Source organism: Microbacterium halophytorum, from assembly GCF_002970975.1.
In the GTDB taxonomy this organism is placed as follows: Bacteria; Actinomycetota; Actinomycetes; order Actinomycetales; family Microbacteriaceae; genus Microbacterium; species Microbacterium halophytorum.
The window spans coordinates 116,573-137,308 of record NZ_PNFA01000008.1 but is presented as its reverse complement, the minus strand read 5'-3'; the positions used below and the strand labels follow the sequence as shown (position 1 = coordinate 137,308).

The following is a 20,736-nucleotide window of genomic DNA, read 5'->3' as shown; positions in this document are numbered from 1 at the left end:
TCAGCCTACGGCGAGGGCGCACGGCGCGGCGGCGCCGTCGACGCGCGCGGGATGAGCGTGGGCAGTGCCCGCGTCTCGGTGTGGGCCGGCGCGCCCATGAGGTCGAGCGCGCTCGCCGCGATCTGGTCGAACGCGGTGCGCACGGACGTCAGCGGCACGGGCATCATCGCCGCCAGGGGGATGTCGTTGTAGCCGAGGATCGAGACGTCGTCGCCGACCGTGAGGCCCGCGGCCGTCACCGCGGAGACGGCGCCGATCGCGAGGTTGTCGTTGGCGGCGAAGATCGCCGTCGGGGGTGCGGGGGCGGCTCCGAGCAGGCGGCGCGCGGCCGCGTTGCCCGCCTCGATCCCGTAGCCGGTCGAGATCACCCGGTCATCCGGCAGTTCGGCGCCCGCCTCCGCCAGGGCGCGGCGCGCGCCGCCGAGGCGGGCCCGTGCGCTCGACGTGAACCAGGGGCCAGTGATCACGGCGACCTCGCGGTGGCCGAGGTCGAGGAGGTGGCGCATGGCGAAGTAGCCGCCGGCGTCGTCGTCGCCGAGGGCCGCGGGGCTCGCGCCGTCGGTGCGCAGGGCCAGGGAGTGGGGGATGCCCCGTTCGCGCAGCGACGCGGGCAGCGTGTCGTCGAGCCGGGCGGTCGCGAGGATCACACCGTCGACGTTCCGGTCGAGCAGGGTCTCGGTGGCGCGCCGCTCGTCCTCGGGGTCGTCCCCGCAGGTGGCGACGACCGCGAACGAGCCGCGCGCCCTGGCGGCTCGTTCGATCGCCTCGTACGTCATCGCCATGACGTGGTCCGTCAGGCGCGGCACGAGCACGCCGACGGTTCCTGTCGCCCCGCGGCGCAGCCCCGACGCGAACACGTTCCGGCGGTACCCGAGCTCGTCGGCGACGCGGCGCACCCGCTCGGCGGCGGCCGAGCGCGACGGCGGCGTGCGGTCGTCGAGCACTCGGCTCACGGTCGAGACGCTCACCCCCGCGCCAGCGGCGACGTCCTTCAGCGTGACGACGCGGCGCTCCGGTGACTGCTCCATGGGGTCTCCTCCCGTGCCGTCATTCTGCCCGCTGCCTCGGATCCGGCCCGGATGGCGAACTCGAGTGTTGACATCCGGGTCTGTTGTGAATCATACTTGCAATCGTTCCTGCAAACGTTCCCGCAATCGTTCCCAACTGCAGGCGGCAATGAAGCTCCGATGAAAGGACAACACCATGACTCTCGACCTCCGCGGCCTGAACCCCGCACCCGTGACGCCCTTCACCGAGTCGGGCGACGTCGACTACGCCGCGATCGAACGGCTCGGCTCCTGGCTCGGATCGGTCGACGGCGTCAAGAGCCTGGTCGTCCTCGGCCACGCCGGTGAGGGCACGTTCCTCACGGATGACGAGCAGCTCGACGTGATCCGGGCGTTCGTCGCCTCGACGGACGGCCGCGTCCCGGTCATCGCCGGCATCACCAAGGAGGGCAACAGGACCGCCGGCATCGAGGCGAAGAAGGCGGTCGACGCCGGTGCGGCGGCCGGCCTCGTGTACCCGTCGCACGGCTGGCTGCGCTTCGGCTACCAGCAGGGCGCCCCGCAGGCCCGCTACCGCGAGATCTACGAGGAGTCGGGCCTGCCGCTGATCCTGTTCCAGTACCCCGACAACACCAAGGCGAACTACGACCTCGACACGCAGCTCGAGATCGCGGGCCAGGACGGCGTGTTCGCGACGAAGAACGGTGTGCGCAACATGCGCCGCTGGTACACCGAGATCCCCGCGCTGCGCGCCGCCCACCCCGAGCTGCAGATCCTCTCGTGCCATGACGAGTACCTGCTCCCGACCATGTTCGACGTCGACGGCCTGCTCGTCGGCTACGGAAACGTCGCGCCGGAGCCCCTGGTCGAGCTGATCAGGGCGGGCAGGGCCCGCGACTACGCGGCGGCCCATGCGATCCACGAGCGCCTGCTCCCCGTCACGCAGAACGTGTACCACCGCGGTTCGCACATGGAGGGTACCGTCGCACTCAAGTGGGGGCTCGTCGCCCGCGGCATCCTCGACCACGCGACGGTCCGGACGCCGCTCCTCCCGCTCGCCGACGGCGCCGAGGCGGAGATCGCCGAGGCGTTCGCGAAGGCGGAGCTCGGCAAGGCCCTCATCCCGGCCTGACGGGTGCGGGCGCCGCGGCCATGATCCCGCGGCGCCCCGACGGCCGCGTCGGCCGCAACGGCGCACCCCAGTCAACGATGACCCAGCGGCGACGGAGCCGCGGCCTCGACGGAGGAGAGCACGATGAGCGAGAACCCCAAGCAGCGCCACGCTTCCACGACACCGGGCACGGGGTACGGCAGGGTGCCGACCGAGACGATGCGCAGCATCGTCGACCGTCGGGGCAGCCGCAGGTCGTTCTGGCGCACCCTCGCGCTGGTCGGGCCGGCGTTCGTCGCCGGTGCGTGGCAGTTCGGGCCAGGCAACCTCACGACGGCCGTGCAGGCCGGGAGCGGGTATCAGTACGCGCTCGTGTGGGTGATCATCGTGTCGACGATCCTGATGATCTTCCTGACCGACATGAGCGTCAGGCTCGGCATCAAGTCGCCCGTCTCCCTGATCTCATCGATCAAGGATCACCTCGGTGCCTGGGTCGGCGTCGTCGCCGGCGTCGGGGTGTTCCTGATCGCGCTGTGCTTCTCGGTCGGGAATGCGGTCGGCAGCGGGCTCGGCCTGTCGATGCTGTTCGGCGGCAGCCCGATCATGTGGACCGTGATCTGCACCGCCGCGGTCGGCGGAATCCTGCTGCTCCGGCACGTCTACCGGCTCGTCGAGAAGGTCCTCGTCGTGGCCGTCGCGCTGATGGCGATCGCATTCATCTCGTCGGCGTTCATCGCGAACCCGGACTGGGCGGCTGTCGGCGCCGGCCTCGTTCCCACGGCGCCGGACGGCGCATGGGTCCTGATCATCGCGCTCGTCGGCACCAACTTCTCGGTGAACGCGGCGTTCTACACGGCGTACGGCACCAAGGAGAGGGGCCGCACGGAGGAGCAGTACCGCGACGTGACGGCGGTCGACACGATCCCCGGGATCGTCGCGCCCGGCGTGATGACGGCACTCGTGATCGTCGTGAGCGCCGCCGCCCTCGGCCACACGGGGGAGGCAGCCCCGACGATCCAGGCCCTCGCCGGGGTCTTCGAGCCGCTCGCGGGCCCCGTCGGCACGAAGATCTTCGCCCTCGGCTTCTTCGCTTCGGCGTTCTCGTCGATGCTCGCGAACGCGACAGCGGGCGGCACGATGCTCGCCGACGGCCTCGGCCGCGGCGCGTCGCCGAGCTCGAGGGCGGCCAAGCTGATCAGCGGCGCGATCCTGTTCTTCGGCATCGCGATCGCGGTCGGATTCCAGTCGTCCCCGATCCAGCTGATCGTCATCGCGCAGTCGCTCACGGTGCTCGTCGCCCCCGTCCTGGCGCTCCTGATCGTCGTGATGGCGAACCGCCGGTCGCTCATGCGCGAGATGCGGAACACCTGGTGGCAGAACGCCTTCGGCGTCATCGGGCTCGTCGCGGTCCTGGCGCTGTCGGTGCGGCTGGCGCTCAAGCTGCTCGGCTGATGGGTCCGCCGCGGCCCGCCGTCGGGAGCGGGCGGGCCGGGGCACGTACGCTGGTCGGGTGATCATCCTCGCCGCGACACCGATCGGGAACCTGGGCGACGCGTCGCGGCGGCTCGTCGATCTGCTCGAGTCCGCGACCGTGGTCGCGGCCGAGGACACCCGCATGACGCAACGGCTGTGCGCCGCGCTCGGCATCGAGAACCGGCCGCGGCTGATCGCGTTCCACGACCACAACGAGAAGCAGAAGGCGGGCGAGCTCGTCGAGCTGGCCCGCGAGCAGGACGTGGTCGTGCTCTCGGATGCCGGTATGCCGACCGTGAGCGATCCCGGCTACGGGCTCGTCGCCGCGGCGGCCGCGGCGGGCGTCGAGGTCACAGCGGTCCCCGGTCCGAGCGCGGTGCTGACGGCGCTCGCGGTCTCGGGCCTGCCGACGGACCGCTTCGCGTTCGAGGGATTCGTGCCGCGCAAGCCGGGGGAGCGCGCGCGTTTCTTCGGCTCGCTCGCCGGCGAGCGCCGCACGCTCGTCTTCTTCGAGGCTCCGACGCGCGTCGGGCAGACGCTCGCCGACATGGCGCGGGCGTTCGGCGGCGCCCGCTCCGCGAGCGTGAGCCGCGAACTCACCAAGCTGCACGAGGAGACCGCCCGCGGCACGCTCGACGAGCTCGTCGCGTGGGCTGCCGACGGCGTGAGGGGCGAGCTCGTCATCGTCGTCGCCGGCGCCGAGGAGCGCGAGGTCTCGCCCGACGACGCCCTCGCCCAGGTGCGCGTGCTCGTCGACGGCGGAGCGCGCCTCAAGGACGCCGCTCGAGAGGTCGCCGCCGCGACGGGCCTGTCATCGCGCGACCTGTACCAGGCGGCGCTCGCCGCACGCTGACGCGGGCGGCGAGATTGCGCCCCTGCAACGGGCACCCACGATCGCGTCAGTCCGAGGCGGCGGCACGCCGAGCCGGCTGTTGCAGCTCGCTGTCGGCGGCCGCCCAGTGCTCTCGCACAGCCGCGAGCGCCTCGGCGACGAGCGCCGTCGGACGGACGCCGCGCGGGAGCACGGCGGCAACCGGATTCTCGAGGCCGGGGTCCGGCAGTTCTCTGAACACGAGCGGTCGTCCTTCCGGACTGTGCGAACGCGTCTGCATCAGGATCGAGTAGGCAGAGCCTCGCCCTGCGACATTGTGGATCGCTTCGACGCTCGTGCTCCGCCACGGCACGAGAGGCTCGACGCCTGCGGCGGCGAATGCTGCGAGAGTGCGCTGCAGTGCTGGCTCTTCGTCCAGGAGGATCGCAGGGTGCTCGGCGAGCACCTCCAGGCTGAGGCCTGTGTGCGCGGCGAGCGGATGATCAGGGCTCATCACCGCCATACGCAGGGCATCGCGGAGGATCGTGGCGTCGAGCCCCGAGGCGAGTTGGGCGCGATAGATCACCGCGACCTGCGCGCGGCCGGCCAGGACCTCGTCCTGCACGTGCGATCCGGATGCCTCGATGAACCGCAGTGAGACGTCTGGGTGTCGCGTGCTGAACCACTCGATGAGCGCAGGCACAGTGTGCGGTGCGAGGGTGCGGTACACACCGATCGACAGCGTCCCCGTGAGGCGGCCGCGGCTCACCGAGACGACCGATGACACCCGCTCGACGTCGTCCAAGACGGTGCGCGCGTGCGACGCGACCGCCGCGCCCTCGGCCGTGAGCGCGATGCCGTGGCCGGGGTGACGGATGACGAGTCGCGCGCCCACTGTGCGTTCGAGCTGGGCGAGTGCGGTGCTCACAGCGGCCTGGGTGACTCGGCAGCTCCTGGCCGCGGCCGTCACGGAGCCCGTGTCGGCGATCGCGACGAAGTATTCGAGCTGCCGGAGCGTGATGTCAGCCATAACGTCACTTAATAGCACGCTTAACGACAATCAGTTGGACAGGTGGGTGGGACTGGACGAACGTAGTCGACAACGACGGAAGGACGACGACGTGACCACCACATCTGAGCCTCGAATCATCACGCTGGGCACCGCCGGTGGGCCGCGCTGGTGGGCCGACCATTCGGGCGCTCCGCGCTTCGGCATTGCGACCGCCGTCGTCGTGGGCGAGCGCTGGTACCTCGTCGACTGCGGAGACGGCGCCGGCCATCAGGCGAGCGCTGCCGGTCTGAAGATGCCCGACCTCGGCGGCATCTTCCTCACCCACATGCACTCCGACCACCTCGTCGATCTGCCGAGCATCGTGCTGTTCGGCGCATTCGAGCTGAAGAACCGGATGAGCGGCCCCATCGCGGTCGTCGGGCCGGGCGATCGGGGCCGACTGACTCCGCTGTCACCGCAGGCGGCATCGACGCCGCGCGCCGTAGCGCCGGAGCGTCCGACGCCGGGCGTCATGGGGCTCTTCGACGGGCTGTTCGCGGCCTTTGCCACTGACATCAACGATCGCATCTTCGACTCGCTCGCGCGCAGCCCGCGCGACACATTCGACGTCACAGAGATCGACCTCGGCGCTGTCAGCGGCTTCGACCCGGACACGGCGGTCTCCCCGCCGATGGAGCCCATCGAGGTGTTCCGCGACGACCTCGTCACGGTGACGGCCGTGCTCGTGTCGCATCATCCGATGGCCCCTGCCTTCGCCTACCGCTTCGACACCGATCTGGGCTCGGTGACGATCTCCGGCGACACAGCGCCGTGCGACAACGTCGTTCGGCTGGCACGCGACACGGATCTGCTCCTCCACGAAGCGATCGACCTCGACATCCTCGCCGCGCAGTACACCGACACGGACATGCTGAACGCGACGATGGCTCACCACAGGAGGTCGCACACGACTCCCGCGGACGCGGGGCGCATCGCCGCACGGGCGGGCGCCAAACGGCTTGCGCTGCACCACCTCGTGCCGTCGTACGCCCATCCCGAGGTCTGGCGCGATGCGCAGACCGCGTATCCGGGCCCCCTGACGATCCCCGACGATCTCGACATCCTGAGCTTCGCGCGAAGCGTACAGCCGGCGTCTGCCGGTGTGTGATCCATGCCGGCTCGATGGCGAGCCGGCGCATGCCTCGGACTGAGGCGGAAACCCGATTGAGGAGTCAACGATGACCAGCTCTCCGAACACGCAGGCGGTCGACACCGCCTACGCGGCATCCGGCAAGGACATGCGCCGCATCCTCGCGTCCAGCCTGATCGGCACGGCGCTCGAGTATTACGACTTCATCCTGTATGCCACAGCTGCGGGGATCGTGTTCAACCGCATCTTCTTCACGAGCCTCGACCCGACGACGGCACTCGTGCTGTCCTTCGCCACGCTCGCCGCCGGGTACGTCGCCCGGCCGCTCGGGGGCATCATCTTCGGGCACCTCGGCGACAGGGTCGGGCGCAAGGCCGTGCTGATGTCGACCATCATCGTGATGGGAGTGACCTCAACTCTGATCGGTCTGCTTCCGGCCACGGCTCAGATCGGCGTGTGGGCACCGATCCTCCTCGTCACTCTGCGGGTGGTGCAGGGCATCGCGGTCGGCGGCGAATGGGGAGGCGCGACGCTCGTCGGTTTCGAGAACGCCAAGAAGCACTCGCGCGGGTTCGCGTCGGCGTTCTCGTACATGGGCGCGCCGACCGGCACACTCGTGGGGACGCTGATCCTGGCGGGAATGGCGACGCTCCCCGATGAGCAGTTCCTCTCCTGGGGCTGGCGCGTGCCGTTCATCCTCTCCGCGGCCTTCATGATGATCGCGGTCTTCATCCGCCGTCGCGTGTCCGAATCGAAGGTCTTCGTGGAGGCCGTCGAGCGCGCGCCGCACCAGCGCAGGACGCCGCTCGTCGCGCTGGTCCGCGACCACTGGCGCCCGCTGCTGCGTGCTTTCACCGTCGGGCTGTCGGGGCAGGCGGCGCAGGGGCTGATGGGTGCGTGGGCAGTGGCGTACGTGGTGCAGCAGGCGGCGCACGAGCAGAGCCTCGTCCTGGTGCTGAAGGCGTCAGCGGCGGTCACGACGATCGTCTTCATCGTGATCGCGTCTCGGATGTCCGATCGGTACGGCCGTCGTCGCATCCTGATGTTCGGCAACATCCTCGGGATCGCGCTCGCGTACCCGATCATGCTGATGCTGGAGACGGACAGCGTCGTGCTGTTCTTCTTCGCGGTGTTCCTCGGTCTTTCGGTCGTGCAGGGGTTCTCGGCGGGCCCCTACGGGGCGTACGCCGGCGAGCAGTTCCCGACCTCGGTGCGGAACTCGGGTGTGTCCGTGGCGTATCAGTTCGCCTCGACCGCCGGAGCGGGGTTCACGCCGATGATCGCGACGGCGCTCGCCGCGACTGGTGGCGGAAGCCTCTGGTTGGTCGCCGCGCTCTGGATCGGATTCGCCGTCGTCAGCCTCGTCGGTCTGACCACGGGGAAGGACCGCTCTCGGCTCAACCTCACGGAGCTCGACGGCCGCACCGTCCTTCCGGGCGGAGCGTCCACCGCGGAAGCGCGGTCGGACGGCGCACGGTGAGGGCAGGGGGCGGTGCAACCTGTATCGGCCCCCGGGCCCTGCCAGCCGTACTTTCGTAGAATGGCGGGAGTATGCCCCGCACAGCGACTCCGCCCGCGTCGGGCGTCGGGCGCACCCGCCGTGCGGTCGCCGAACAGCTGAGCCGCTTCGTCGCATCAGACCCCGGCTTCAGCCGCCTGCGCAGCGCATCGTTCGCCGTGCTCGCCGTCGGCCTCGCCCTGCTGGCGGAGTGGCTGTTCTTCCGCGGGTTCTCGCCCATGGCGGTTCCCGCCGATTCCCCTGGCGCCGGCGCGGCGAACCGCGCCGCGCTCGTGATGGCGATGATGGCCGGCGCCATGGTCGCCATGGTGTCGAGCTTCGTCGGCCCGATGTTCGACTCGCTCGGCAGGGCGATCGGCGCCCTGCTGGTGGTGCCGACCGCGATGTGCGCCGGCGCCGCCCTGGGCCTCCTGCTCGCGCCGTGGCACGTCGCGGCGCTCGTCGTGATGGTCGCGATCCTGGGGGCCGCCGGGTTCCTCCGAAGGGCGGGAGCCTGGGGCTTCGGCATCGGCCAGGGCCTGTTCATGGGCAACTTCTTCGGCGTGTTCCTCTCGCGGCTGACCGACATCTCGGGGATCGGGTGGATCGCGGCCGAGCTCGCGATCGGTGCCGCTGTCGCGATCGCCGTGCACGTGCTCGTCACCCACCCCAGCCGCCGCGGCGTGGTCGCCAGGCTGCGCCGCTCCTTCCGCGGCCGCGCCGACGGCGTCGCCGCCGCGACGATCGACGTGCTCGACCACCCGGCCTCGGCCAGAGCGCGGCGGCGGGCCCACACGCAGCTCGTCCGGATGAACGAGACCGCCCTGATGATCGACGCGCAGCTCGCGGAATCGACCCGGCTGCCCGTAGGCACGACCGCGGCCGAGCTGCACGCGCAGGTGTTCGCGGCGGAGGTCTCGCTCGCGAACGCCGCTCGCTTCGCCCGCACCGTCGCGCCGATGGGTCTGCCGGATGACGCAGGCGCGCTCGCGCGCCGCGCGATGGCCGCGATCGGCGGCCGCGACGCGGATGGCGTCTCGGCGGCGGCCGAAGACCTGCGCGGGTGGCTCGCGGACCCAGGGAATCGCGCGGGCATCGACGAGACGACCGCCGTCGTGCTGCATCGCTTCGCGAGCAGCGTCTCCGACTACGCCGATGTCGCCTCCGGCCGCGGCCTCCTCGCTCCCTCGGCCGGCGACGACGGCGCCAGGAGCGGATCCGAGGGCGCCGACGCGGCACCCGACCCGGGAGCGAGCGCCGGTTCCCGCGGCACGGGAAGCGCTGCGGCGTTCGAACCGGCCGTCGAGCTCTTCGGGGGCTGGCTGCCCGGTTCGTCCAGCGTGAGCGCCACCGCGAGCGAGGAGAAGCTCCGGCAGCGGTCGGTGCGGCTGCACCCGTCGACGCGCCTCGGCATCCAGATGACGGTCGCGGCCGCGGCGTCGGTGACCATCGGCTCCCTCGTCGCCCCCGACAAGTTCTACTGGGCCGTCATCGCGACGTTCGTGACGTTCATGGGCGCGAACAACGCGGCCGAGCAGGTGCGGAAGGGCGCGCTCCGCGTCATCGGCACCGTCGTCGGCGTCGTCATCGGTTCGGCGCTCGCGCTCGCCATCGGCGATCATCCGGGGGCCGCCATCGTCGCCATCCTGGCGTCGCTGTTCATCGGGCTCTACCTCATGCGGGTGAGCTACGCCGTCTTCACGTGCGCCCTCACTGTCGTGATCGCGCTGCTGTACATGCAGCTCGCCCAGTTCTCGGAGGACCTGCTGGCGCTGCGCCTGCTCGAGACCGTGATCGGCGCCGCCGTCGCGGTCCTCACGGTGGTGCTCGTGCTGCCGCTGCGCACGGGCAGGGTCGTCCGCGTCGCGACGCGCGAGTTCCTCGACGCGCTCGGCGAGCTCATCGGCCCTGCGGTGCTGCGCTTGCGCGCCACCGGTTACGACGAGCAGCTGCTCAGCGCGACCCGCAAGCTCGACGCGGCGTTCCAGACCCTCGAGGCGTCGACCGCGCCGAGCCGCGCGCTCATCCGGGTGCCCGGTTCGCTCGGCGGCGAGAACCAGCACTGGTGGGCGGCCGCGAACGCGGCGCACTCGCACGCCCGCAACCTCGTCGCCGACACGCGGCGCGTCCCGCGGATCTCCGGGGAGGCGGACGAGGCGCTCGCCGACGCGGCCCAGGTGATGCTGTCGTCGATCAACGAGCTCGCCCGCGCGCTCGGCGAGCACCCCACGAGCCGCGCGTACACGCGCACGGCGTCGCGCTTCGAGCGCGTCGCGGCCTCGCTCGGCGACGGCGACCGCGTGACGCTGCGCCAGCTCGCGCTGCGCGACCTCCAGCTCGTCGACGGCGCCCTCGCATCGCTGGCCCTGGCGGCGGGTGTCGAGGTGCGGTCGCTCAGCGGGGGCGAGCGCGCCTGATCGCCGGGGCGGCGCCGGCGGTATACGGCACAATGGCGTGGTGACCTCCCTCCGCCGAATCACCGCAGTCGCCGCAGCACTCGCCCTCCCCACCGTCGCGCTCGCCGCCTGCGCACCGGGCGACGACGGACTCTCCGATGCGGTCGGCGAACTGACGACAGCTGTCGAGACGGGCGACGTGACGGGCTTCGACACCGCGGCGGAACAGCTCGTCGGCTACCCCGCCGAGGTGACGGCGGCCGAGCCAGTGCGGGAGGGGGACACGGCGACGGTGGACCTCACGGTGACCCGCGAGATCGAGGGCAATGAGTGGAGCTACGAGGTGCCGGCCGAGCTCACCCTCGACGCCGACGCGGGGTGGCAGGTCGCCGAGACGCCCCAGCTCATCGCGGACGGGCTCGAGGAGGGCGAGACGATCGTCGTCTCTCGCGAATACCCCGAGCGCGCCGGCATCGTCGGCGCCGAAGGACGGGAGATCGTGGCGGAGCGGCCCGTCACGCGCTACGGCCTCGACAAGAGTTGGGTCGACCCCGATCAGGTCGCCTCCAGCGCGCGCCGGATCGCGAAGGCGCTCGGCGTCGATCCGGACGAGCTGGCGGGCCGTGCAGCGCAGATGGGCGACGCGGCGTTCGTCGAGGCGATCGTGCTGCGCCCCGAGGACGCCGCCGAGCGGGTGCCGGATGACTTCGCCGAGATCCCCGGCGCGAACGCCGTCGACGACACGATGTTCCTCGCCCCGACGAGCGGCTTCGCCGGCGACCTGCTCGGCACGGTCGGCGAGGCCACGGCCGAGGCGATCGAGGAGTCGGACGGCGCCGTGCGCGCCGGCGACGTGATCGGGCTCTCCGGCCTGCAGGCCGCCTACGACGAGCAGCTGCGCGGCACCCCCGCAGTGACGGTGAGCGCCGTCTCGGGCGAGGGGGAGGGCGAGCAGCGGCGCACGCTGGCCGAGTGGCCGGCCGAGCCCGCCGAGCCGCTCGCGACGACGCTCGACGTCGGAACGCAGATGGCCGCCGACGCGGCCCTCGCCGAGGTCGGCGGAGGTGCGTCGCTCGTCGCGATCCGGCCCTCGACGGGCGCCGTCCTCGCCGCGGCGAACAGCCCCGAGACCGGGGTGTTCTCGGCCGCGACCGTCGGCCAGTACGCTCCCGGTTCGACGTTCAAGGTCGTCACCTCGCTCGCGCTGATCCGCGGAGGAATGAGCCCGGACGACGCGGTCACCTGCGCCGACACCGTCACGGTCGATGGCTACGAGTTCCACAACTACGGCGGATACCCCGCCGCGATGACGGGCGAGATCACCCTGCGGGAGGCCGTCGCGAACTCGTGTAACACGGCGATGATCTCGTCGCGCAACCGGATCGACGGCGTGGCCCTGCAGCAGGCCGCCGCGTCGCTCGGCCTCGGCACAGGTGCCGAGCTCGGCTTCCCGGCCTTCCTCGGCGATGTGCCGGTGCCCGAGGGTGAGACCGAGTACGCCGCCGACACCATCGGGCAGGGCACGGTTCTCGCGAGCCCCCTCGCGATGGCGACCGTGGCGGCGTCGGTCGCGGCGCAGGAGACCGTCCAGCCGCACCTGATCGAGGAGCAGGCGGATGCCGGCGGAGCGGCCGCGAGCACGGGCGACGACGCGGGCTCCGGCGCCGACGGCGACGCGGGCGAGCAGGGCCCGCCGCTGACGGAGGAGGAAGCGGAGACGCTCCACAGCCTGATGCGCTCGGTCGTGGCCGACGGCTCCGCCTCGGCCCTGAACGGCGTCCGGCCCGAGGTCGCCGCCAAGACCGGCACGGCCGAGTACGGGGAGCCGGATGCCGAAGGCGACCTGCCGACGCACGCGTGGATGATCGCGACCCAGGGTGACCTGGCGGTGGCGGTGTTCGTCGAGGACGGCGACTCGGGCGCCGACGTCGCCGGCCCGATCGTGGCCGGCTTCCTCGCGGGCATCTGATCACCGGGGAGCCTCGGCCCGGGTGACATCATCCGCGCCGTACCGATCGCCGATCTCGGCGCGTCATCTGCGACGGCGGCGGTGTTCTCGCACGGATCCGCGTGCGTGAAACTCGCAGTCGCGGAGCAAATAGACTGCAGGGGTGACTTCCGGCGGTTCGTTCTACATCACCACGCCCATCTACTACCCGAGCGATGTGCCCCACATCGGCCACGGGTACACGACGGTGGCGGTGGACGCGCTCGCCCGCTGGCACCGCCAGGCGGGCGACGACACCTGGATGCTCACAGGAACGGACGAGCACGGCCAGAAGATGATGCGCGCCGCCGCGGCGAACGGCGTCTCGCCCCAGGAGTGGGTCGACAAGCTCGTCGCGAACGAATGGTTCCCGCTGCTCGAGACGCTGAACGTCGCCAACGACGATTTCATCCGGACGACGCAGGAGCGCCACGAGGAGAGCGTGAAGGCGTTCATCCAGGCGATCTACGACCGCGGCTACATCTACGCGGGCGAGTACGAGGCGCTCTACTGCGTCGGCTGCGAGGAGTTCAAGCCCGAGAGCGAGATCGTGCAGGGCACCGGCCCGTTCGAGGGGCTCAAGGTCTGCGCGATCCACTCGAAGCCGCTCGAGCTGCTGCACGAGAAGAACTACTTCTTCAAGCTCAGCGAGTTCGCCGACGATCTGCTCGAGCTGTACCGCACGCGCCCCGACTTCATCCAGCCTGAGTCGGCCCGCAACGAGGTCGTCGCCTTCGTGCAGCAGGGCCTGAAGGACCTCTCGATCTCGCGCAGCGCGTTCGACTGGGGCATCCCGGTGCCGTGGGACGACAGCCACGTCATCTACGTCTGGGTCGACGCGCTGCTGAACTACGCGACGGCGATCGGCTACGGCTCCGACGAGGAGAACTTCGCCCGCCGCTGGCCCGGGTACCACGTCGTCGGCAAGGACATCCTGCGCTTCCACGCCGTGATCTGGCCCGCGATGCTGATGGCGGCGGGCGTCGAGGTGCCGCGCGGCGTCTTCGCGCACGGCTGGCTGCTCGTGGGCGGCGAGAAGATGTCGAAGTCGAAGGCGACGGGCATCGCGCCGGCGACGCTCGTCGACACCTTCGGCAGCGACGCGTACCGCTTCTACTTCAGCTCGGCGATCGCGTTCGGCCAGGACGGCTCGTTCTCATGGGAGGACATGGCGGCCCGCTACCAGGCCGAGCTCGCGAACGGCTTCGGCAACCTCGCCTCGCGCTCGATCGCGATGACGCAGAAGTACTTCGGCGGTGCGGCGCCCCAGCCGGGCGACTACACGGATGCCGACCTCGCGATCCAGGAGCTCGTCGCCGAGGCGGCGACGTCGGCCGACGCCGCCGTCGAGCGGTTCCGGATGGACCAGGCGATCGACGAGATCTGGAAGGTCGTCGACGCCCTCAACGGCTACATCACCGAGAGCGAGCCGTGGGTGCTCGCGAAGGACGAGACCCAGCGCGATCGCCTCGCGACGGTGCTCTACACGTGCCTCGAGGGGCTGCGCGCCCTCGCCGTGCTGCTCTCGCCGGTGATGCCGGACGCCACGGGCAAGCTCTGGGGCGCGCTCGGCGCGTCCGCGCTCGGGGAGCTCGGTGCGCAGCCGATCCGCGAGGCCGGCACGTGGGGCGTGCTCCCCGTCGGAGCCGAGACGGAGAAGCTGCAGCCGCTGTTCCCGCGCGTCGACGCGGAGTGATCGTGGCTGCGGGCAACGCGGAGGCGGGGGACAGCGCCCGCGACACGTACGTCGAGAAGCGTTCGTCGAAGGGTCGTAAGGACCTCTCGTACCCCGAGCCGCCGGAGCCGCTCGCGGTTCCGGTGTACGACAACCACTGCCACCTCGACATCGTCGACGGCGACGACCCGCTCACGCTCGCCGAACAGCTCGACCGGGCGGCGACGGTCGGCATCGCGGGCGTCGTGCAGGCGTCGGGAGACATCGAATCGTCGCGCTGGGCCGCGGACGCCGCCGACCGCGACCCGCGCGTCCTCGCCGCCGTGGCGATCCACCCCAACGACGCGCCCGCGTACGCCGAGCGGGGCGAGCTCGACGACGCGATCGCCGAGATCGCCTCGCTCGCCGGGCGCGAGCGGGTGCGGGCGATCGGCGAGACCGGCCTCGACTTCTTCCGCACGGGGGAGGAGGGGCGGCCCGCGCAGTACCGATCCTTCGAGGCGCACATCGCGCTCGCGAAGGAGCACGGGATCGCGATGCAGATCCACGACCGCGACGCGCACCGCGAGGTCCTCGACACCCTCGTGCGCGAGGGGGCACCGGAGCGGACGGTGTTCCACTGCTTCTCCGGTGACGAGGCCATGGCGCTCGAGGCCGCCGAGCAGGGGTACTGGCTCTCGTTCGCCGGCAACATCACGTTCAAGAACGCGCAGAACCTGCGCGACGCCATCGCGGTCACGCCGCGCGAGCGCATCCTCGTCGAGACCGACGCGCCGTTCCTGACGCCCGTGCCGTACCGCGGCCGCCCGAACGCGCCGTACCTCGTGCCGCTCACGATGCGGTTCATCGCGGCCGAGCTCGGCTGCGATCTCGACGAGCTGTGCGACCAGGTCGCGCGCAACACCCGCGAGGTCTACGGCGACTTCGCCTGACGCGCATATTCCGGCGGCGGCATGCAGGCGGCTCCTCGGGAACGCCCAGGCCCGGCGTTTGCGTGCCCGCGCCACGGGTGACAGGATTTGAACGGTTCGGTTGCCGGGTGCTGAACTTCAGGTGAACTCTCACCCGGTTGCTCGCGCGCACGCGCAATTCATCCTTCAGGAAGGCGGCCGGTGGAAACCGCTTCGCTCATCGTGCTGCTGGTCATCGCGCTGGCGCTCTTCTTCGACTTCACGAACGGCTTCCACGACACGGCCAATGCGATGGCGACGCCCATCGCGACGGGCGCGCTGAAGCCCAAGACGGCCGTCACCCTCGCCGCGCTGCTCAACCTCGGCGGCGCATTCCTCTCGACAGAGGTGGCCAAGACGGTCTCGGGCGGCATCATCCACGAGGACCAGATCTCGTCCGAGCTGTTCCCGCAGCTGATCTTCGCCGGGCTCATCGGCGCCGTCAGCTGGAACATGCTGACGTGGCTGCTCGGCCTCCCGTCGAGCTCGTCGCACGCCCTGTTCGGCGGCCTGATCGGTGCGACTCTCGTGGGCGTCGGCGCGAGCGGCGTCGACTTCCCCGTCGTCATGAGCAAGGTCATCCTGCCCGCGCTCATCGCACCGATCACCGCCGGGGTCATCGCGTACCTCGTCACGAAGCTCGCCTACGTGCTCACCCGCCGCTACGACGGCAAGCCGGACGGTCGCAGCGGCTTCCGCATCGGCCAGATCTTCACGTCATCGCTCGTCGCGCTCTCGCACGGCACGAACGATGCGCAGAAGACGATGGGCATCATCACGCTCGCGCTGATCGCGGTGGGCTGGCAGTCGCCCGACCACCACGAGCCGCCGCTGTGGGTCATCTTCGCGGCAGCCAGCGCGATCGCGCTCGGCACGTACATCGGCGGCTGGCGCATCATCCGGACGCTCGGCAAGGGCCTGACCGACGTCAAGCCGGCGCAGGGCTTCTCCGCCGAGGCGTCGACGGCCGCGACCATCCTCGCCTCGAGCGCGGTCGGCTTCGCCCTGTCGACGACGCAGGTCGCCTCCGGCTCCGTCATCGGCTCCGGCCTCGGCCGGCGGGGGTCGACGGTCCGCTGGCGCACGGTCGGGCGCATCTTCGCCGGATGGGTCGTCACGCTCCCCGCGGCCGGCGCCGTCGGCGCCGCCTGCGCGCTCGTCGTGGTCTGGCTCGGGACGGTCGGCGTCGTCGTCGACGCCGTGCTCGCCGTCGCGATCATCCTGGGGCTGTTCCTGCGTTCGCGGCGCGACGCCGTGACGTCGAAGAACGCCATGAGCGCCGTGAGCGAGTCGGGCACGGCCGTCGAGCTCGAGGAGAACCCTCCGCCGACGCGCCGGGCGCAGCGGATCGCCGAGCGTCGCGCCGCCGAGAAGGCGGAGCGGAAAGCGGCGAAGAGGGCCCGAGAGGCCGAGAAGCAGAGGAAGGGCGAGCGATGAGCATCGACTGGGCCGCGTTCGGGCTGGTCTTCGTCGTCGCGCTGGCGGCGGCCGGGCTGCTCGTCGGCTTCTACGCGCTCGGCCTGCGCCTGCGCGCTGCGAGCGGCCGGATCCCCGTCGTCGCACCCGCCGAATTCGAGGACGCGATCGCGGTCACGACCGAGAAGCAGCGCCGGAAGGACGAGAAGGCCGCCGCGAAGGCCGCGAAGAAGAACCCCCTCACCGAGGCGCAGAAGCGGGCGGCGCTCGTCGGCTCGTATGCGAGCTTCGCGATGTGCGGCCTCGCTGTTCTCGCCGGGCTCCTCCTCATCGTGTTCGGCGAGGGGCACTGAGCCGAGGCGAGCCCGTCCGGATGAGAGACTGGACCGGATGGCCACCTCACTGATCGACCGGATCGACTCCGCAGGCTCCGACCCCGACGAGGTGTACGACGCGTTCGCGTCGTGGGCCGCCGACGGCGGCACGACGCTGTACCCGGCGCAGGACGAGGCGGCGATCGAGCTCGTCTCCGGCAACAACGTCATCCTCGCCACCCCGACCGGCACGGGCAAATCGCTCGTCGCGATCGGCGCGCACGCCGTGAGCCTGGCGCGCGACGGCGTCAGCTACTACACGGCGCCGATCAAGGCGCTCGTGAGCGAGAAGTTCTTCGCGCTCGTCGACATCTTCGGGGCCGACAACGTGGGCATGATCACGGGCGATTCGTCGGTCAACGCCGACGCCCCGATCATCTGCTGCACGGCCGAGATCCTCGCGAACATCGCGCTCCGCGAGGGCTCGGGCGCCGACGTCGACATGGTCGTGATGGACGAGTTCCACTTCTACGGCGACCGCGAGCGAGGCTGGGCGTGGCAGGTTCCGCTGCTGCTCCTGCCGCAGGCGCAGTTCCTGCTGATGTCGGCGACGCTCGGCGACACGACCGCGATCGAGGAGGACCTCACCCGCCGCACGGGGCGTGAGACGACGCTGGTCGCGGGCGCCGAGCGACCCGTACCCCTGCACTTCTCGTACGAGACGCACCCGGCGCACGACGTCGTGCAGCGCCTGATCGACGAGACCGAGGTGCCCGTCTACATCGTGCACTTCTCGCAGGCCGCCGCCATGGAGCGCGCCCAGGCGCTGACGAGCGCGAAGATCACCACGCGCGAACAGCGCGACGAGATCGCCGCCGCGATCGGCGACTTCCGCTTCACGACGGCGTTCGGCAAGACGCTCTCGCGCCTCGTCCGCAGCGGCATCGGCGTGCACCACGCCGGCATGCTGCCCCGCTACCGCCGCCTCGTCGAGACGCTCGCACAGCGCGGCCTCCTGCGGGTTATCTGTGGAACCGACACCCTCGGCGTCGGCATCAACGTGCCCATCCGGACGGTGCTGATCACCGCCATGAGCAAGTTCGACGGGCAGCGGATGCGGCGGCTCAGCGCCCGCGAATTCCACCAGATCGCCGGGCGCGCCGGCCGGGCCGGCTACGACCCCTACGGCAACGTGATCGCGCTCGCACCCGAGCACGACATCGAGAACGCGCAGGCGCTGCGCAGGGCGGGCGACGACCCCAAGAAGCGCAAGAAGGTGCAGCGCAAGAGGGCGCCGGAGGGCTTCGTCTCCTGGAGCGAGGAGACGTTCGAGAAGATCCGGGGTGCCGAGCCCGAGGCGCTGCGCCCGCAGATGCAGGTCACCTCGGCGATGCTGATCAACGTCATCGCCCGCGGCGGCGACGTGTTCGGCAATGTGCGCTCGCTCGTCTCCGACAACCACCAGCCGCGCGCGGAGCGATACGCCCTCGCGCGCCGGGCGCTGGCCCTGTTCCGCACGCTCCGCGACGCCGGTGTCGTCGAGGTCGCAGGCTCCGACATCCGGCTCGTGGTCGACCTGCAGGCGAACTTCGCGCTGAACCAGCCGCTGTCGCCGTTCGCGCTCGCGGCGATCGACCTGCTCGACCCCGAGGATGCCGCGGGCGCCGCCGGCAGCGGGCACTACGCGCTCGACGTCGTCAGCGTGATCGAGTCGACGCTCGACGACCCGCGGCAGATCCTCGCACAGCAGCAGTACAAGGCGCGCGGCGAGGCCGTGGCGGAGATGAAGCGCGACGGCCTCGAGTACAACGACCGGATGGAGGCGCTCGAGGAGATCACCTGGCCGAAGCCGCTCGCCGAGCTACTCGAGCAGGCCTACTCTGTCTTCGCGTCGAGCCAACCGTGGGTGCGCGACTTCGAGCTGAAGCCGAAGTCGGTCGTGCGCGACATGTTCGAGCGCGCGATGAGTTTCGCCGAGTTCGTCAACCACTACCAGCTGGGCCGCAGCGAGGGCCTCGTGCTGCGCTACCTCTCGGACGCATATCGCGCGATCCGGCAGACGGTTCCGGAGGACGCCCGCACCGCCGAGCTCGAAGACATCGTCGAGTGGCTCGGCGAACTCGTCCGTCAGGTCGACTCGAGCCTCGTCGACGAGTGGGAGGCGCTCGCCGCCGGCACCGATGCGCTTCCGGGCGAGCCCGACGCGCTGCCGCCGGCGCCGCCGTCGCTCGTGGCGAACACGCGAGCGTTCACGGTGCTGGTGCGCAACGAGATGTTCCGCCGCATTCAGCTGGCCGCGGCCGAGCGCGACGCCGAACTCGAGCAGCTCGACCCGGATGTCGGCTGGCCGGCCGTTCTCGACGCCTACTACGGCGATCACGACGAGATGCTCACGGGCGGCCCGGCCCGCTCGCCGGCCCTGTGCCGCATCGATGCGTCGGAGCGGGGCGTGTGGAAGGTCGAGCAGGTCATCGACGACCCGGCGGGCGATCACGACTGGCGCATCCGCGCCACCGTCGACCTCCTCGAGTCGGACGCGCAGGGCGAAGCGGTCGTCGAGGTGACCTGGGCCGGGAGGCTGTGAAGCACGACGTCTCCTACTGGCCTCGCAATGCCGGCAGGCACCGAGTCATGCCTTCTTCGGTCGCTTCGCGTGCTGCGACACGTTCACGTCCTCGCCCCTCGGAATTCGCCGAGGCGCCGATCTGAATCCTCGCCGCTTGCGCACCGTGCTCGGAGGCCCAGGGTGTTGTGTATATTGTCCCCCGTTTGGCCTACAGACGCGCAACCCCATCGGGCCCTAGCATGCAGGAAGGCGCCAAGTATGGGCCTTGTTTCGAGATATGAGTGGGGAGAGAGCATTGAATACTGTACGCCTCCGGTATGCGACTTTCATTGCACTGGCTGTCGCGATCCTGACTTTCGGAATTTCCCCAAGCGCTTCCGCAGACACGTGGACTGGATAGGGGGACAATTTCAAGACCAAGCAGACGTGCACAAATCGAGGCGTGTACCTGTTGAAGGCGCAACCGTACAACGCGAGGTTCCTGGATTATCACTGCCAGGGAAGTCACATCCCGGGGCGTTGGTCCCTTCTCATGCTCATCGATGACCCATACGGGTGCTTCGCGGCGCGAGCGGATCAGTCGCGCATCGTCAGCACCGATACCGTCGATCAGATTGTGGTTCCCGCGGACTGCTGAACAGGCCACGGCGGCGCGCTCGACATCTTCGTGATCGTCTCGACGGACGAATCTGAGAGCACGGAAGGATACCCGATGGCGTCTCTGGACTCATTCTCCCGGCAACGAATCGAGCGTCTCCTGCTTTCCACGTGGCCCACTTTGCCAGATGAGGCGGATGCCTTGCTGAGCAGCGCTGCCGATCGGTGGACAGACGGCTCTAGTGAGGGCATCGTGATCTCTCCAGTGGCGATCAATCTGTACGAGGGCCGCGTATGTGCTTTCAGCTGGTTCGCGACCTACCCCGACTCGACGCGGCTGATCGAAGCACATGACGAACTGGCAGACGTGATATCAGGTCTGTTGGGGGCCGCGGTGTTTCAGGAGCGTGGCGACGATCACTCTGAATACTGGGTGACACCGCGGTTTGCGATCGAGACATACGCGCACGACGTCTCAGGGCGCGCAGACAGCGGTGGACTCGTTCCGACACTGCAGGTCAACGTCGCGGACGCCGCATTGGCTGCGTTGCAGGAGGCGGATGCGCGTCGTTCGGTCTGACCTCGCGCCGTGGCCGCGGTTCGAGATCGGCGGGTCCAGACCCCATCCGCACGTGCGAATGCGATCAGCCGGACGAGACGGCTGCGGCAGTGAGGGCTCGCCGGGGCCCGCACGCAGGGCGAAGCGGTCGTCGAGGTGACCTGGGTCGGGAGACTCTGAAGCCGCTCCCACGCGCGGGTGTCGCCCGGGTCGCTGTGGCGGCGAGCGCGGGCGC

The 20,736-nt window shown here is 70.5% G+C and carries 15 protein-coding genes; 13 read left to right on the top strand and 2 right to left on the bottom strand.

Features of this window, described 5'->3' with window-relative positions; all coding sequences use genetic code 11:
- Nucleotides 1-5: 5 nt before the first annotated feature.
- Complete coding sequence (locus tag C0010_RS09985) at nucleotides 6-1,028, bottom strand: LacI family DNA-binding transcriptional regulator (RefSeq protein ID WP_105566929.1); 1,023 nt, start codon at nucleotides 1,026-1,028, stop codon at nucleotides 6-8.
- Nucleotides 1,029-1,203: 175 nt separating this feature from the next.
- Here C0010_RS09985 and C0010_RS09980 point away from each other — a divergent pair, with 175 nt between their 5' ends.
- The 3 genes from C0010_RS09980 (at nucleotide 1,204) to rsmI (ending at nucleotide 4,444) form a co-directional block, all read left to right on the top strand.
- Complete coding sequence (locus C0010_RS09980) at nucleotides 1,204-2,139, top strand: dihydrodipicolinate synthase family protein (RefSeq protein ID WP_105566928.1); 936 nt, start codon at nucleotides 1,204-1,206, stop codon at nucleotides 2,137-2,139.
- Nucleotides 2,140-2,262: 123 nt separating this feature from the next.
- Nucleotides 2,263-3,570: an Nramp family divalent metal transporter gene (locus tag C0010_RS09975; RefSeq protein WP_232531900.1), complete on the top strand. Its 1,308-nt coding sequence runs from the start codon at nucleotides 2,263-2,265 to the stop codon at nucleotides 3,568-3,570.
- A 58-nt stretch (nucleotides 3,571-3,628) separates the two neighbouring features.
- Entirely contained in the window at nucleotides 3,629-4,444 is an 816-nt protein-coding gene (rsmI, locus tag C0010_RS09970; protein WP_105566927.1) for a 16S rRNA (cytidine(1402)-2'-O)-methyltransferase, read from the top strand.
- 46 nt (nucleotides 4,445-4,490) lie between these two features.
- On the opposite strand, the gene C0010_RS09965 is transcribed toward rsmI, so the two are convergent.
- Nucleotides 4,491-5,432, bottom strand: coding sequence for a LysR family transcriptional regulator (locus C0010_RS09965; RefSeq protein ID WP_105566926.1), 942 nt, complete (start codon nucleotides 5,430-5,432; stop codon nucleotides 4,491-4,493).
- Nucleotides 5,433-5,523: 91 nt separating this feature from the next.
- Here C0010_RS09965 and C0010_RS09960 point away from each other — a divergent pair, with 91 nt between their 5' ends.
- The 10 genes from C0010_RS09960 to C0010_RS09910 all read left to right on the top strand — a co-directional run bounded on the left by C0010_RS09960 (nucleotide 5,524) and on the right by C0010_RS09910 (nucleotide 20,522).
- Nucleotides 5,524-6,561, top strand: a complete 1,038-nt coding sequence (locus C0010_RS09960) for an MBL fold metallo-hydrolase (RefSeq protein ID WP_232531898.1) — start codon at nucleotides 5,524-5,526, stop codon at nucleotides 6,559-6,561.
- A 70-nt stretch (nucleotides 6,562-6,631) separates the two neighbouring features.
- Nucleotides 6,632-8,023, top strand: a complete 1,392-nt coding sequence (locus C0010_RS09955; protein WP_105566924.1) for an MFS transporter — start codon at nucleotides 6,632-6,634, stop codon at nucleotides 8,021-8,023.
- Nucleotides 8,024-8,094: 71 nt separating this feature from the next.
- Nucleotides 8,095-10,458, top strand: coding sequence for an FUSC family protein (locus C0010_RS09950; RefSeq protein WP_105566923.1), 2,364 nt, complete (start codon nucleotides 8,095-8,097; stop codon nucleotides 10,456-10,458).
- A gap of 40 nt (nucleotides 10,459-10,498) precedes the next feature.
- Nucleotides 10,499-12,406 (top strand): penicillin-binding transpeptidase domain-containing protein, encoded by a 1,908-nt coding sequence (locus tag C0010_RS09945; protein WP_158685427.1) that lies wholly within the window; start codon nucleotides 10,499-10,501, stop codon nucleotides 12,404-12,406.
- Between the two features lie 142 nt (nucleotides 12,407-12,548).
- A complete protein-coding gene (gene metG / locus C0010_RS09940; protein WP_105566921.1) occupies nucleotides 12,549-14,120 on the top strand; it encodes a methionine--tRNA ligase in 1,572 nt (523 codons plus the stop codon).
- A 2-nt stretch (nucleotides 14,121-14,122) separates the two neighbouring features.
- Nucleotides 14,123-15,031: a TatD family hydrolase gene (locus C0010_RS09935; protein WP_105566920.1), complete on the top strand. Its 909-nt coding sequence runs from the start codon at nucleotides 14,123-14,125 to the stop codon at nucleotides 15,029-15,031.
- 180 nt (nucleotides 15,032-15,211) lie between these two features.
- On the top strand, nucleotides 15,212-16,486 hold the full coding sequence (locus C0010_RS09930; protein WP_105566919.1) for an inorganic phosphate transporter: 1,275 nt from the start codon (nucleotides 15,212-15,214) through the stop codon (nucleotides 16,484-16,486).
- The gene (locus C0010_RS09925) at nucleotides 16,483-16,818 is read left to right on the top strand and encodes a peptidase (protein ID WP_105566918.1); all 336 of its coding nucleotides are present in this window, start codon (nucleotides 16,483-16,485) and stop codon (nucleotides 16,816-16,818) included. The genes C0010_RS09930 and C0010_RS09925 overlap by 4 nt, the downstream gene beginning before the upstream one ends.
- Before the next feature lie 37 nt (nucleotides 16,819-16,855).
- Nucleotides 16,856-19,363: a DEAD/DEAH box helicase gene (locus C0010_RS09920; protein WP_105566917.1), complete on the top strand. Its 2,508-nt coding sequence runs from the start codon at nucleotides 16,856-16,858 to the stop codon at nucleotides 19,361-19,363.
- Between the two features lie 694 nt (nucleotides 19,364-20,057).
- Nucleotides 20,058-20,522, top strand: coding sequence for a hypothetical protein (locus C0010_RS09910; RefSeq protein WP_105566915.1), 465 nt, complete (start codon nucleotides 20,058-20,060; stop codon nucleotides 20,520-20,522).
- Nucleotides 20,523-20,736: the final 214 nt, after the last annotated feature.

Coding starts and splice junctions, on each gene's coding strand:
- C0010_RS09985 (WP_105566929.1), bottom strand. CDS start 1,028: ATGGAGCAGTCACCGGAGCGCCGCGTCGTCACGCTGAAGGACGTCGCC.
- C0010_RS09980 (WP_105566928.1), top strand. CDS start 1,204: ATGACTCTCGACCTCCGCGGCCTGAACCCCGCACCCGTGACGCCCTTC.
- C0010_RS09975 (WP_232531900.1), top strand. CDS start 2,263: ATGAGCGAGAACCCCAAGCAGCGCCACGCTTCCACGACACCGGGCACG.
- C0010_RS09965 (WP_105566926.1), bottom strand. CDS start 5,432: ATGGCTGACATCACGCTCCGGCAGCTCGAATACTTCGTCGCGATCGCC.
- C0010_RS09955 (WP_105566924.1), top strand. CDS start 6,632: ATGACCAGCTCTCCGAACACGCAGGCGGTCGACACCGCCTACGCGGCA.
- C0010_RS09950 (WP_105566923.1), top strand. CDS start 8,095: ATGCCCCGCACAGCGACTCCGCCCGCGTCGGGCGTCGGGCGCACCCGC.
- C0010_RS09925 (WP_105566918.1), top strand. CDS start 16,483: ATGAGCATCGACTGGGCCGCGTTCGGGCTGGTCTTCGTCGTCGCGCTG.
- C0010_RS09920 (WP_105566917.1), top strand. CDS start 16,856: ATGGCCACCTCACTGATCGACCGGATCGACTCCGCAGGCTCCGACCCC.
- C0010_RS09910 (WP_105566915.1), top strand. CDS start 20,058: ATGGCGTCTCTGGACTCATTCTCCCGGCAACGAATCGAGCGTCTCCTG.